The following is a 14,690-nucleotide window of genomic DNA, read 5'->3' as shown; positions in this document are numbered from 1 at the left end:
GCCGGTCCGTATTGCCCACGACCCTGCGTTCTCTATTCAGGCGTCCACAATGCCACATGGTGTTCATAGCTCTTTTCGCAGCGGCACGTAGTTAAGTGCTATTTCCCAGATGTCGTTGTGCCCGAGGGCTGCCCTAGCAATGGTACCGCCCACGTCACCCTAAAAAAGCCTATATGCGGTCAGCCGGCTTGCATCTCTCATTCCAGTAGTGAGTAGGTAGTTGTCCGGCGTAATTGCCAATCTGCCACCAGTGGGTGCGGTCCAGACGACTGGATGGCTTGATTGCTTAAGATCAATTGCCCAAGTTTGCGTGCCAGACGAAACGAATAAGAGATTCTCAGTAGCGATCACGTTGCCGACGATTGGATCACTGCCAGGAAGTGCAGTCGACCAAACGACTGCCCCGTTGGCAGCGTCTATTGCCGAAATCACATGGGCATCCTGGCGTGCGGCATAAATTATGCCATCCTTGAGAGCAAACGCGGTGGTGTATTCTGCCGCAGTTTGCCAGATTGCCGATCCGCTATTCAGAGACAGACCAATAATTTTATTGCGTCCGTCGTTTCTTTTGTCGCCGGAGAATAGAAATACATTAGCATTTCCGTCGAGCACCGGTGCCGCCTCATAATCACGAGTTCCTGTCTCATAATCGGGGATCGCAATGCTCCTAACGATATTTCCGGTCGAGCGGTTGACCTGATCGAGCGCGGAACCCGAGTAGTAATAAAGGTATGTCGCGTCTAATGCGAGTGACTGGCCGTCCCAGATGGAACCCCCGGTACGGGTCGTTTCCCACACTTTCGTGCCTGCAACAGTGTCATAAGCGTAAAGAACACTGCCGTAGAAACCGGCAGCGACATAGGCATTGCTGCCTTCGGCAGCCGGTTGGTTGAATTCGCTCCATTGCGATGCGAACGCCATCTGGTTTCTAAAGCCGCCGGTTGCAAGATCGAGGACCCATTGTGGGTTGGCATTGCTAGGGGAAACCATTGAGGTCACGTGCACCATGCCGTTAGCAAGAGATGGACCGCTCGCGTGGGCTTGCTCGCCTAGATCATAGGTCCACCGCACTGCGCCAGTCGCAGCGTCGAGCGCCTTTACGCGCATGGTGCCGGCATAGGCGATCCCCCCATCACGACCGACGGTCGCGAGAACTAACCCGCGGGACGCCGCCGGTGGTCGGATTCGACCTGCGGGGAATTCATCTGTGTATTCCCAAGCCTTAACAAACTTGGCCGGATCGAATCTCACCGCTACATAGCCAGTATGCGCATTGTTGCGCTGAAAGTTTGCCCAGTCTTTGACACGCACATCTAGACTAACTGCAAATTGCTGTGTTGACCCAGGATAGATGACCGAACAATCGGCGTTGGTACACAGCTTGAAAGTTACAATGGATGAGGACAACCCGCCTAGTCCAAAAGGGGCGGTCTTTAAATTCACGGTGAACTTGTTCCCAGTCCCAACCGGGCCGCCATCCAGAGTAACCCGATCGCCGCTCACCGATGCGACTGCGACGATGGGGAGACTAGAGCTTCCGGAATAGTTGGCTTCGAACCCAAAGCTTGCGGTGCCGCCTTCATCCACCACCAGATTCGTAGACGGACTGGATAGTGTTACAGCAAGGGTTGGCGTGACTGGCGTACCTCCACCAACAATCCCCCCGGAGCTTCCGTCACCACCTCCGCAGGATGCGACTATCGCGGCTATTGCCACGACCCCCAAACGTCTAGTCTTCATACTGCGGCCCCTAGACGAATGGCTTTGCGGCCACTTTTCCCTGTAAAGTCGTATGCTTATCGAACGAGTTCTGAGTTAGCAATGGCAACCGCTTCGTATTTTCACGAAGCTCTTCCAAATCGCAATGTAAGCCGCTGGGTCGCTGGTCGGACCCGGCGCTATCGTTTGGAAGTCTTGTTTGGCAAACATTGTTTGTACGTAGCGCGGCACAGAATTCGGTACGTCACTACCATTGGCTTTCGTGCAAGCTTTCCACAACATTTCCGCCATATTGCACCCAATTTCGCAGTCGCAAAAGCGGCTGGTTATTGCCGCACAACCCAACCTGAACGTACGGCCGGTTTCAGGTGAGAAGAACAAGCTTGGGAAGGGCAGCTTTGTCAGCGGATGCCGTCACGCTGCCTTTGGTCGAGCCGATGGGTAGCTATGCGGCCTCTGTGCGTGAAGCTTGCCGCTTTGGGCACAACCCAACTGCAGACAATCTTTAAACTTAATTCGTTTGCCGAAACTCGCCGCTCACTTCGTTAATATAGGCAGTTCATCCAACTCCGGCTTGCGCGCCGTTCTGACTGTGTTAGTAAGCTAATGCACTTAATTGGGGTTTTTATGCTGTATCGTAAATCAGTGACCGTACTTGCCGCGATCGCAAGCGCCAACCTGTTACCTGCCGCTGCCTATGCCGCGCCGGAAAATCTGGGGGCAGATATTGCTGCGCTTCTGGACAGATCCATCTCAGCCGACGGGCCAGGTGCAGCCGTTGTCGTCACCGAAGGTGGCAAGATTATCTATAAGGGCGCTCGCGGCATAGCCGATCTGGAGGCAGGTACGCCAATCACCCCGGACACTGTGTTTCGCCTCGCATCGATCAGCAAGCAATTCGCCGCCGCCACGATGTTACAACTGGTGGAAGAGGGTAAGCTGTCGCTCGACGATCCGCTGTCGAAGTTCTTCCCCGATTATCCCGAACCGGGGGCCAGCGCGACCGTTCGTCAATTACTCAATCACACCTCGGGCATCAAATCTTACACCAGCATGCTGGGCTGGATGAGTGAAGCCAACACGGCCCGCAGATACACAAGCGACGAATTGATCGCGGAGTTCAAAGATCAGCCGGCTGATTTTCAGCCGGGCGAAGCATGGTCGTACAACAACAGCGGTTACGTGCTGGTCGGCGCCATCATCGAAAAGGTGACCGGCAAGAACTGGGACCAAGCGATCGTCGAACATATTTCCAAGCCGCTAGGCCTGACTTCCATCGCAGGGTTCGGTGACGAAGCGACGGTGCCGCGCATGGCGAAGGGTTACACCAGCGGCGAAGATAATCGGCCGGAATTGGCGCGCAAGATTGACATGAGTGTGCCCACCGCTGCTGGCGCATTGCGCGGCACGGTGCTCGACATGGCCAAATGGGCCGAGGCGCTACAAGGCGGCAAGGTAATTAGCCAGCCTTCTTACGCAGCTATGATTGCCCCGACCCGGCTGCCTGGCGGCAAGACGGAGGATTACGGCTTCGGTATCGGCCCATCCGATATTCGTGGCCACAAGGCCATTGGCCATAGCGGCGGGATCTTCGGGTTTTCGACCGACAGCGCCTATTTGCCTGACGACAAGATTTTCGTGGCTGTGTTTTTCAATACGGATTCGGGCCCGGTGAGCGCCGGAACACTGATGCGGAAGATAGCTGCGATCGCGGTGGACGAGGCTTATCCTGAGTTCACTCCGGTCACACCCGATATGGCTGCGCTGGAGCAATTGTTCGGCGTCTACCAGATCAATGAAACAGACAGCCGCAAGTTCTTCGCGCGTGACGGCAAGCTGTTTACCGCACGCAGCGGTGGCTCAGACATGGAAGTCTTCGCGGCGGGAGAAGGCCGGTTTTTCTATGGTCCCGACAGCCTGACCTGGTTTGAAATCATTCCGAATGTTAATGGCGTGCCGGTGATGCAGATGCACCCCAACGGTGCGGAAATGCCGGAACCCGCAATCTACGCCGGGCCGATGCCCAAACTAGAGACGGTTACTGTGCCGCGCACCGTGCTTGAAAGTTATGTAGGGGAGTATACCACACCAGTGGGCCCGATGATCATCAGCGTAACCGATGAGAATGTGTTGATGGCTAAGTTGGGTTCGCAGCCAATTATTCCGCTCGCCGCGTTGAGCGCAACCGAATTCAAAGTCACTGTGGTCGACGCCAGGGTGAAGTTCACCGTCGAAGGCGGCGCGGTGACCGGCTTGGTAATTGAGCAGGCCGGTCAGTCTATAGCGGGCGAGCGGATTGGCGCAGAGGATTGACCGTAGCGTAAAAGTCTTTGCACCTTTGGGCCGGGCACCCTCAACAGCGCGAAAATGGTAAAGTCGATTCCCGCGGTCTCAGTTCGATAGCGGCTATCCAGCAGATGACCCGCTCTTAGACGCTCGGGCCTCACTGACAATCACCCAGAAGTCGACCAGTGCATGCTATTCGATCCATGCTGACGGGTCCTCGAACCATTCGGTCCCTAAAGATAAAAATCTAGAAATCGTACCGAGAAAACTGGTCACATCGTCATTTGCGTGAGTTTGTGGTAATTAAGGCAGGCGGGCTCTTTGAGGAACAGTCATGTCTATGAAAAGCTACCTTATTGCAGGCATCTTCGCTTGCTGTTCGCTTGATGCTGCCGCGCAGGTCAGTCCGCCAGCGGCACAATCGGTGACTCGAACTGCTTCCAGGGAATTGCTGGCCGAGGGAATGGCAATGCTCGATGGGATATGGTCGGGCAATGAGACTTCGCGCAAAGCGACGGACGCGATGACCACGACGGTCAGCACCGGCACGTTCGAAAGCCGCATGGACCGCGAGACCTATACCGCGACGGTCACCAACGAAGGCCAGATTTTCAATGTTCGTCTTGAACCCGGAGCGCTGATCTATAGTTCTGCCGAGCGGCCTGGCGAGCAACGGCGGGAGATAACGACGTTCTTTCCCGTCGACGAAAACGGCAACTGGTTCATCGCCGTGTCCTACGTAACCCCCTTCGCGGACGGTAAGGTATACGAAGTCGAGGAAACGTACCGCATGGATGGCGGGGTCTACACAAGAATTGCGGCCGCGACCCTGACCGACGGAAGCGGTCCGCCGACGCTCATCCGATGGGGTAGCTTTAAAAAGCAGGCTGAATAATCAAATAGAAAAGACGGTTACGGACACCCCAATGGCAGATCTTCGCAGCACAATAGGCTCCTATTGTCTCCTGCCGAAAGCGGCCTTGACGCAAACGGCAAGATTGCAGACGTTCGCTTTCGCGAGAGAGAGCATGTAACTAACATAACCACGACCAGCTGCTGGTGAACGTAGGGCGGAGGAGCATCGCGGTAATGCATGTGCCGAAATGGGCCGTTGGCCTGAACTTTTTTGGAATAGTGCTCCTCGCGACTTGGGCCATTGCCCTATCGGTCGGTAAGAACCCTTTACCGTGGCCGGACCCCGGTTCGCGGATTTTTGCAGCATCGTCGCCTGAGGCTAAGGCTGCAATCGTTGAACTGATTTCCAAGCACGGAGTCGAAGAACGGTTTGAAGTGAATTCCAGCGGTATCTTGCGGTCGATTATGTGGGACGGCACAATCGTGAATTATTCTCCGACCGCATTTACACAGAAAGTCGGCAATGCGAGTTCGGCAATTGGGCTCGTCTCGAACGAACCGCTGATCAGCGCACAAAACGCCGCAAGATTTCTCCGATCCAAAGGCTTCAAGGCCGAAGTCATCGAAAGTGCTGAGCCGGGCATGCCAGTCCATTTCGTAATCACCGACGCTATGTTGGGAACCGCATTAAACTTTAGACCACCAGTGACGCAGATGCCGGCCCCGAAGTAAGGAGAGGCAACATACCACAACATTGCGGCGTTTGGACATGTCTTGGACACCCCCTAATAGCCGCCTTTTATTGCCCAATGTTCCTTCATGAACGTACGGCCGGTTTCGGTAACTAGATATCAGCCCCTAACCCCCTGCTTTGTCAGCGCTTGCGGTCATTTAGCCAATCTTGGCGATCATAGCCGGACTTCCAGCAGCCCATCGCGCTCGCAAAACCAGCCAGAGGCAAACTCCAGCGCTTCATCAAAAGTCTCGTCCTCATGCTCGGAAGTAACAAGAAACCGACTATCATCATTGCCATCACCGATGACAAGGAGGTCTATTTCAAACTCCAACGCACTGGCTCCTTTTCCAGTGATCGCTATCAAACGGACTTCATCGCGCAGACATTGCTCTAAAAAATTCAACAAGCGCCGCTCGATCGGAGACAGGAGAATGGAGTAGAATTCTCGGCGGAAGGGTCATTTCAGATCCATAGTTCTACATTGACCACTTTCGACGACATTTCCGTCATCCAAACCCGGTATTTGCAGTCCTGAAAGCGGTCTTTCGTGGGTATTCGACCAAACCTGAACCAACGACCGCTTTCGGAGAGGCGAATTCGCTTGCTCTACGTCCGCTTTGTCAGGGTGGGTTCAACCGGTCACCGCAACACATGCATTAAATCGCATTGCTGGTGTATCGTAGTCCAGCGTTTTTCTAGGGCGCTCGTTCAGGGCCCTGGCGATCGCGTTGAGCTTTGCCTGGCTGTGCACGGACAGGTCGGTGCCTTTGGGGAGATATTGGCGCAGCAGGCGATTGGTATTTTCGTTCGAACCGCGCTGCCACGGGCTTCTGGGATCACAAAAATAGATCTGCACATCGGTCGCCAAGGTAAATCGCTGATGAGCGGACAGTTCCTTTCCTCGGTCCCATGTCAGCGACTTGTAGAGTTCGCCGGGCAGCTTGTGCGCGTGCTTGATCAGGGCGGCAACAACGCTTTGGGTATCGCGGTTGGCCACTTTCATCATCATGACATAACGCGACTGCCGCTCGACCAGGGTTACGATGTGGCTGTTCTTCGTGCCGGCGATCAAATCCCCCTCCCAGTGCCCCGGTACAGCCCGGTCCTGGGCGGAAGCGGGACGCTCACGGATGGAAACCATATCCTTGATGTGCCCCAGACCGCTGCTCTTCAGGCTCGAATGAAGCGGACGCCGCATCGAGCGCGGTGAGCGCAAATAGGCGATCAGTTCCTTCTTGAGGACGCCGCGAGCCTGGACAAACAGGCTTTTGTAGATGGTCTCATGGGACACGCGGTTGGGCTCATCTCCGGGGAACTGCTTCTTCAGGTAGCCTGCAATCTGTTCTGGCGGCCAATGTCGACGTAACAGGGTGGAGACTGTCCGGCACAGGTCTCGATGGCAAGCCAGTTTGCACAGCTTGGGCCGCAAGGCACGGTCCCAGGCGGCCCCCTCGGATCGTGCGGCACGGTACTTCTCCCGGCCGCCGTTGCGATGGACTTCCCGACTGATCGTCGAGGGCGCACGCCTCAGACCGAACGCAATCTGTCTGAGAGAGGCCCCCATTCCAAGACCCCGCGAGATATCTTCACGCTCCGCCAGGGTTACCGCCAAGCTTGAACGCTTACGCTCCGCCGGACGGAAACCGCCAGCGCGCGCGATCAGCGGATGGATCGACGAGGAGTTCCGATCGAAACTCCGCCCGATCGAACTCATCGACTCTCCGCGCTGCCAACGATCCCAGATCTGGGACTTCTGCTGGTCAGTGAAAAATATCCGGCGGCTATAACCCATGGCCTACACTCCATCCTCGTTGAGAGACTAAAGCGTTGCGGCGACCGGTTGAACCCACCCAGCGAATGCTGACGGCAGCTTCGCGCCCCAATTTCGGTCATTGAGGCTTCGCCGCAGATCGCCTGAAAGCGGACATCAATTCGATGCAAGGCAATGGCCGCTTCGTCGGACTATCCTCACAGCCATCGCGCCGAAGGTTTCCACGCGGCGCGGCATTCTCGTTCATATTTGTGTAACCAAATCATCACACATCGCAGCTTTCTTGCGAAACCAACGTACTGAATTCCATATCAGGACGCCCCGATTACACGTGCATACGCCTTTCAAACTGGCAACGCATATAAAACCCATACTAACTGATCGCCCCGGACCACCACATAGCCCCAAGATCGCGATTCCGGCTGACGCGTAACAGCACACGCCGGAGGGCAAATCTCGGTGGGCATGGGTGCCCATCCACAACGGGGGCAATATTCTGTGAGAAAGATTAGCAAACTCTACGCTTGTACTTCGGTAATCGGCCTGTTTGCCGCTGCCGTTCCGATAGCCGCTCATGCTCAGGACGAGGCCGCACCGGTTTCTTCCGAGGAAGTAGAGGAGGACGGGGCCGCGTCCGTTACTGACACATCCATTGTTGTAACGGGTTCGCGCATCAGGCGGCCTAATCTCGAATCCACAGTCCCCATTACGTCAGTTGCAGGCGAACAGTTTTTTCAGCAAGGACAGACAAACGTTGGCGACACTCTAAACGATCTTCCGCAGTTGCGGAGCACGTTTGCTCAACAAAACCCTGGCCTGGGTATCGGCATAGCCGGCCTCAACCTCCTCGACCTGAGAGGCTTAGGCACACAGCGAACGCTAGTCTTGGTAAACGGTCGCCGTCACGTCCCCGCAGATATTCTGAACAACGCAGTGTCCGTCGACACGAACTCGATTCCCAACGACCTGATTGAGCGAGTCGACATCGTTACCGGAGGCAATTCGGCAGTTTATGGCTCTGATGCGATTGCCGGTGTTGTAAACTTTGTACTGCGCAAGAACTTTGATGGCATTCAGGTTCGCGGCCAGGCCGGCGTTACCGAAGAGGGGTTTGGCGGCAACCAGTACTTGTCAGCGATGTTCGGCAAGAATTTCGCTGATGGGCGCGGCAATGTGACTCTGCATGGCGAGTATGCGCGGACCGATCGGGTGTTCGCCTCGGATGTCCCTGCCTTCCGCAGCAACGACAACTACCTGGTTGTCGACGCTGATGGTGGTACCGGCATAGTAAATGGCGGCGACGGTGTTCCTGATCGCAATTTCTTCACAGGGATCAGCACCTCGACCATCCACGTTCGTGGACTGGTGCCGATCAACCAGCGTAACCAGCCCAACGCCGGGCTTTGTGGAAACGCTACCACAGCGAACAACGGAGGCCCCAACACGGCCGGACCTGCCTTCAACTGTACGTATATCTTCACTCCCGAGGGCCGACTTGTCGCGCAGACTGGCGCGCGCTTCGGAACTGGCATCAACAGTTCGATCATCGGTGGCAACGGGCAAACAGGCCGTGAAGGCGAACTCGTTTCAGTCCTTCCTTTCACAGAACGCTACAATTTCAACTTGCTCTCGCAGTTCGAGTTCTCTTCGGCAGCAGAAGTGTTTCTTGAAGCGAAGTGGAACCGGGTCAACGCAATCGGGAACAACGCTGGCCCTTCTTTCAACCAAGGAACTGGCGGGACGACCGATTTCCGAGAGCGCGCTCGGCTAGATAACCCATTTCTAAATCCTGCCGATCGGACAACCCTAGCCAACCTTATTCTGGCTTCTGGCTGCCGGCCAAGTTTAACAGTGACCTGCCCCGCGGCAGGCAATCTGACCGCAGCCGACATCGTAGCTGTCAACAATGGTAGCTACCGGTTCGTAAATTCTCGCAGTTTGGCGGACGTGGGGCTTCGCGACGCGGAGTTTCAGCGGGATACCTATCGTGTCGTTGGCGGTCTTCGCGGATCGTTCAACGATGATTGGAACTACGAACTGTCAGTCAACTACGGCAAGTTCAAGGAAGCGACCACCAGTGATGGCTTTATCGACCGGCAACGCTTCGCGCTCGCGCTCGACGCTGGCCGAAATCCTCTGACTGGCGCAATTCAATGCCGTTCCCAGTACGATCCCGCGTCAGCGGTACCGCTTGTCGGCTTTGCTGCACCAGCCGCCGCTAACGCCGCCCGGCTGGCAGCTGATATCGCCGCCTGCGTTCCGTACAATCCTTTTGGATCTCCTGACAACTCGGCGTCGGTCGACTATTTTGCGCGCACATTTACAACAACAGCTTCTCTCGATCAGCTCGTAGTGTCGGGCTTCGTCTCCGGCGATATGAGTCAGCTTTTCGAACTCCCCGGCGGGCCGATCAGTTTCGCTTTGGGCGGCGAATACCGGCGAGAGAAAGCTTTCTATGAGCAGGATCCATTCGTCACCGATGGATTTACCAACGCAGTCTCCATCCCGACATTTGCACCCGATGCATTCGAGGTGAAAGAGGTATTCGGCGAAGTCCGCATCCCGCTCTTGAGCGATCAACCTTTCTTTGAAGAGCTGACCCTCAGCGGTGCTGGACGGGTATCGAAATATCAAGGAAGTGTCGGCACTGTCTATGCTTACAATGCCGGGATCGACTACGCCCCGATAGACGACGTTCGCTTCCGCGCCAATTACAGCCGTGCAGTCCGTGCTCCAAACGTTTCGGAAACCGGCTTTCCACTAGTACCTAACTTCTCAAATGGTTTCATTGATCCATGCAACCCCGCTGTAATTGGCACTGGCATACGCGCGGCCAATTGTCTTGCCGACATTGGAGCTGCGACACTTGCTACATTTACAAATGTTACCCAGTCATTGCCAATCGTCAGCGGTTCGAACCCGAATCTGACGGTCGAGACATCTGATTCTTACACGTACGGGGTTATTCTGCAGCCGCGCTGGGTTCCAGGCCTGAGCTTGTCGGTGGATTATTATGACATCAACGTAAAAGGCGTAATCGCCAGTGTGGGTGCGCAAGGGATTGTAAACTCATGCTACGATTCAGCTACGCTGGACAACGTTTTCTGCGATCAGTTTACCCGCTTCCGTGGTCCCGGGGCTGGACCGCTCGGTGAGGACCCAGGGCGTATTCTGGGCAACTCGCTGATTAACGCACCGCTAAATTTCGCAAGCCGTAAGCGGCGCGGGGTGGACGTAAATATGAGTTATCAGGCAAAATTCGGTGACGTCGATTTCAGCACCAGCCTTATCTACACCCACAACCTGGAAAGCAGCAATTTTCAGGACCCGACGAACCCTGAATTCGAAACCCGGATACTTGGGCAACTAGGCGATCCAAAAGACGAATTCCGGTGGGACTTCGACATAGGTTCGGGACCGGTAACTTTCGGTTACCGCCTACGTTACATCGGTCCGATGTTCTTCAATGCTTATGCCACGTTGTTCGAAATCAACGATTTGCCTCCCAGCGACATCGATGCGTTTCCAACGACAAAATACCCTTCGGTTATGTATCATGATCTACGTCTGGACTTTGACGTAGCTCGGGATGCGAACGGCAATTCCATCAAGTTCTACACCGGTGTCGATAATGTGCTCAACAAGGGTGTGCCCCTGGGCGCAACGACTGCAACCGGAGCAGGAAGTGCGATCTACTCGTTCCGCGGCCGGAACTTTTATGCGGGTTTCCGAGCCCGCTTCTAACGAGTAACTGTCATATTTGGATGGGAAGCTGGTCAGGCCTGCCAGCTTCTCATCCGATTGACGGGTTTGATAGACCGATAAGACTAGCCGTATTTAGGGTCGCTTGTCTGGGTAGTGCAATTGATAAGGTACATGATGCAGAATTAACGGACGGCCCTGAGTTGAGAGGTATACCGATTGTGTGGCGGTAGCTCGCTGGCAGATACTCAAGGATTCGATCTTCCCACATGGCATTCCAGCGCCTCGGCATCGAAGTCGAAGGAATTGATATTACCGATTACACGATAGACGACCTTTCAGTCGTCCGGCCGGGTGTAAAAAAGTCATATGCTCCCATTGGCTCATGCTCTGCTATCGTAAGTTGATGCAGCAAACGATCCACTCCAAACAAAAACCAGTGTCGCTTGCCAGTCTGGTAGGTGATCTTACTATTTTTCTGTTGGCGACAGCGGGAACATACTTCGCACAGTCGCTTGATCGCCCGATCACATCCGTGTTGATCTACCTAACAGGCGTAATACTGATCGGAGCCAGGTCGGGCGTAAAAAAGGGGATCGTTGCCGCGATTGGCGCATCTTCAATATATAACTTCTTTCTGAGCGCTCCCGCCTTCGGCTTCGGTGTATCAACCGCCGATGAAATCGTTCCATTGCTGGCTTTCAACATAAGCGCGATTGTGACCGCAGCAGTTGCTGGACGCACGAGGGACAGCGCTATGTCAGCAACGCTGGCGGAGGCTAAGAACGCTACTCTGTTGAATATCAGCGACAGGCTACAACAAGCAGTTGAAGTTGCCGAGGTGCTCGAAATTGCACGGCAAACACTGACCCCCTATGGCGTGACCCATCTCGAAATTCATGTGCGCCGGGAGGGCCAGCTTTATGACATCGAAATGGCTGGCCAGCCTGTAAACGCGCTCAACGCTTTGTTGAAGTCGAGAAGCGACAATGGCGGGCGATTGAGTGTCAAAACCTGCGAAATGGTGGGGACGCACGGAGATTTGGGTTTCGTAAAGTTCATCTTTACCGAAGCCATGTCCGCTGGAGGCAAGCTTCTCGATCTACAGGCGGTAACTAACCTGCTCGCTTTGGCAATCGATAGATGCATGCTGCTCGACGCGCTATCGGAAGCCCGCGCTCTTCAGAAGTCCGAACAACTGAAAAGCGCCATCCTTTCTTCGGTTTCGCACGATTTGCGTACTCCGTTGACGGCGATCAGCGCGGCAGCAAGCAGTCTCCGTTCGTATGAAAAGAGCCTTTCACCAGCACAAAAAGAGCAAATGCTTGCTACAATAAGCGAGCAATGCACGAAACTAAATCGCTACACTGCAAACTTGCTTGATATGGGCCGAATTCAGGCAGGGATCTCGGCAAGCGGCTTTGAAGAGATCGATGTAGTCGAAATTCTGGGGGTGGTCTTGAGCCACGTGCGGCAGAGCTTTCCAAAGCAGCCAATCCGCAAGGAGATCGCGAGTGGCGAAACTCTTGTGTGCGCTAACGGCGTGATGCTTGAGCAAGTGATTTTCAACATCATCGAAAATTCTATAATCCACGGAGGGGGGCAAAGTGAGGTGCTCATTTCTTTGCGCGCCGAAGATGGGTTCTGCGTGCTGGAAGTAACTGATAGCGGACCCGGAATTACCCGAGCCGATCAGGCCGACATTTTCAGGCGGTTCTTCCGCTCCGAAAGTCAGGTGGCGCGGGGCGGAAGCGGTCTAGGTCTCTACATCGCGAAGGGCTTTGTCGACGCGTTCGGCGGGAGTTTGGAAGTAGTCAGCCCAGTCAAAGACGGAGCGGGAACCGCGATGATCGTTCGAATACCGCTCGCGGCATCCATGCCTACTGGCGCCCCGAAATGAATATCCTTATCGTAGATGACGAGCCAGCGATCATCGCAGCCCTCAAGCCGGTTCTTGGTGGTCAAGGTTATGTGCTGTTTACAGCCGATTGTGCCAAGTCCGCGCTCGAGATGTCGCGAAAGCATCCCATTGATCTGGTCCTGCTCGACCTAGGCCTTCCCGACGCTGACGGGATCGATATCATCGGCAAGCTCAAAGAATACTCCGATCCGACTGTGATCATCCTGTCCGCCAGGCATCTTGAAAAAGATAAGGTCAGAGCGCTGGACGAGGGCGCTGACGACTACATAAACAAGCCGTTCGGGATTGAGGAACTTCTTGCAAGGCTTCGTGCCGCACAAAGAAGGAAGCGACTGGCCGGAAAGAGCGAGGCATCGAAGTTCGTTTCCGATCAATTGCATGTCGATTTTCCGACCCGGCAGGTTAGGCTGATGGGGCAGGAAGTGAAGCTGTCTCCCAAGGAGTTTTCCCTGTTGGAAGTTCTTTGCAGAAACGCTGGCCAGGTTGTGACTCAGCGCAAACTCCTGATTGCCGGCTGGAACGATCCGGCGGCGGATAGCCAGTACCTCAGGAGCTACATCGCTCTACTGCGTCAGAAGCTCGAATATGATCCGTCGGAGCCAGAGCATATTCTCACCGAACCGGGAGTAGGCTACAGATTGTCTGTAAGCCACAAACTCAAAGAAATGTAGCCGGCAGAGTTCGGTGGGGGCGTTCTGCCGACTACATCATCGCTGTTTATGACCCAACTGCGTCCTTGGGTCTAAGGTTGACTAGCGCAGCGCGCACCGCTCCGTTACCATGGCTTTTTTATACTACAGGGTTGTTGTAAAAAAGCCGTGGTAACGGACGACTCTCGATACTCACTACTACTCCGGACACATCTTTGCGGCCGCAGGAAGCAAAGCATGATTCAGCAATCCGGAGATCCCGATGACCAAATTTACCCAGCTCATTATTGTCGCCGCGGCAACCCTTGCGCTCGCGGGCTGTTCCAAGAAGCCGCCGGCCAACCTGCCGCCGCCGCCCACAAGTCAGGATAGCCAGACCGAAACTTCACAGTATAACAATCGGCCCGACAGCCAAGCGGCGTTTTTGGCCGAAATGGGAGGGCGCGAGACCATCTACTTCGATACCGATCGCTTCAATATTGACAATGCCGATGCAGCAGCCCTGGCCGCACAAGTGCAATGGTTGATGAAGTATCCGCAGAAGCGCATAAAGATCGAAGGCCATGCTGACGAGCGTGGAACGCGAGATTACAATCTAGCGCTGGGCGAACGCCGCGCTAACGCGACGAAAAACTATCTTGTGGGCCTTGGGATAGATGCTTCGCGCATTTCAACCATGAGCTTTGGCAAGGAGCGTCCCGCCGCTATAGGATCTGACCAATCCGCTTGGTCTCTCAACAGGCGGGCCGTTACAATCACTATCGATTAAGTTCTAATCTCATCAGCGCATCGCCACTTTCAGGCTGCGCCGTCAATTAATTGGAGTAATAGGACGTCCGCTCTTGCGTCGTTTGCTGAGTTTCTCGCCCACGTAGTCAATGAGTTAAGCTTCCGCTTGGTAGCGGACGAGCCAAAATTCGTCGTGCTGGCTGTGAATGATGAGATCATCGACGATTTGCTGATCAAAAGCTGGTGCGCGCCGCCTCGGTCCGGATGCACCAGCGCGCTTTTCGCGGCGACGAGCTGCTGACCGAGGTGCATTTGCGCGTT

11 protein-coding genes are annotated in these 14,690 nt (G+C 54.9%); 7 read left to right on the top strand and 4 right to left on the bottom strand.

All coding sequences use genetic code 11. The annotated features are described in order from the left end of the window. Positions 1-159: 159 nt before the first annotated feature. On the bottom strand, positions 160-1,590 hold the full coding sequence (locus tag GRI65_RS10890; protein WP_160756619.1) for an outer membrane protein assembly factor BamB family protein: 1,431 nt from the start codon (positions 1,588-1,590) through the stop codon (positions 160-162). Positions 1,591-2,346: 756 nt separating this feature from the next. Between GRI65_RS10890 and GRI65_RS10885 the strand changes: the two genes are divergently transcribed. From GRI65_RS10885 to GRI65_RS10875, 3 genes are all read left to right on the top strand, one after another. Then, positions 2,347-4,032 (top strand): serine hydrolase domain-containing protein, encoded by a 1,686-nt coding sequence (locus GRI65_RS10885; RefSeq protein WP_160756618.1) that lies wholly within the window; start codon positions 2,347-2,349, stop codon positions 4,030-4,032. Positions 4,033-4,345: 313 nt separating this feature from the next. After that, complete coding sequence (locus GRI65_RS10880) at positions 4,346-4,900, top strand: hypothetical protein (protein WP_160756617.1); 555 nt, start codon at positions 4,346-4,348, stop codon at positions 4,898-4,900. Between the two features lie 194 nt (positions 4,901-5,094). Beyond that, entirely contained in the window at positions 5,095-5,592 is a 498-nt protein-coding gene (locus GRI65_RS10875; protein ID WP_160756616.1) for a hypothetical protein, read from the top strand. A 176-nt stretch (positions 5,593-5,768) separates the two neighbouring features. Here the strand turns inward: GRI65_RS10875 and GRI65_RS10870 are convergent, their stop codons facing one another. Further along, the gene (locus GRI65_RS10870) at positions 5,769-6,002 is read right to left on the bottom strand and encodes a hypothetical protein (RefSeq protein WP_232844105.1); all 234 of its coding nucleotides are present in this window, start codon (positions 6,000-6,002) and stop codon (positions 5,769-5,771) included. Positions 6,003-6,227: 225 nt separating this feature from the next. Next, positions 6,228-7,388: an IS30 family transposase gene (locus GRI65_RS10865; RefSeq protein WP_160756615.1), complete on the bottom strand. Its 1,161-nt coding sequence runs from the start codon at positions 7,386-7,388 to the stop codon at positions 6,228-6,230. Positions 7,389-7,865: 477 nt separating this feature from the next. Between GRI65_RS10865 and GRI65_RS10860 the strand changes: the two genes are divergently transcribed. The 4 genes from GRI65_RS10860 (at position 7,866) to pal (ending at position 14,409) form a co-directional block, all read left to right on the top strand. Next, a complete protein-coding gene (locus GRI65_RS10860; RefSeq protein WP_332872640.1) occupies positions 7,866-11,111 on the top strand; it encodes a TonB-dependent receptor domain-containing protein in 3,246 nt (1,081 codons plus the stop codon). A 364-nt stretch (positions 11,112-11,475) separates the two neighbouring features. Further along, on the top strand, positions 11,476-12,969 hold the full coding sequence (locus GRI65_RS10855; RefSeq protein WP_160756614.1) for an ATP-binding protein: 1,494 nt from the start codon (positions 11,476-11,478) through the stop codon (positions 12,967-12,969). Further along, entirely contained in the window at positions 12,966-13,661 is a 696-nt protein-coding gene (locus GRI65_RS10850) for a response regulator (RefSeq protein ID WP_160756613.1), read from the top strand. The genes GRI65_RS10855 and GRI65_RS10850 overlap by 4 nt, the downstream gene beginning before the upstream one ends. A 241-nt stretch (positions 13,662-13,902) precedes the next feature. After that, positions 13,903-14,409, top strand: coding sequence for a peptidoglycan-associated lipoprotein Pal (gene pal / locus GRI65_RS10845; RefSeq protein WP_202391298.1), 507 nt, complete (start codon positions 13,903-13,905; stop codon positions 14,407-14,409). 29 nt (positions 14,410-14,438) lie between these two features. Here pal and GRI65_RS15315 read toward each other — a convergent pair. Continuing rightward, the coding region (locus GRI65_RS15315; protein ID WP_232844104.1) for a hypothetical protein at positions 14,439-14,690 on the bottom strand (252 nt) is incomplete at its 5' end.

It is taken from the genome of Allopontixanthobacter sediminis (genome assembly GCF_009828115.1).
Taxonomy (GTDB): Bacteria; Pseudomonadota; Alphaproteobacteria; order Sphingomonadales; family Sphingomonadaceae; genus Allopontixanthobacter; species Allopontixanthobacter sediminis.
Note: the sequence above shows the minus strand (reverse complement) of the source record. Positions and strands in the feature narration are given on the sequence as shown.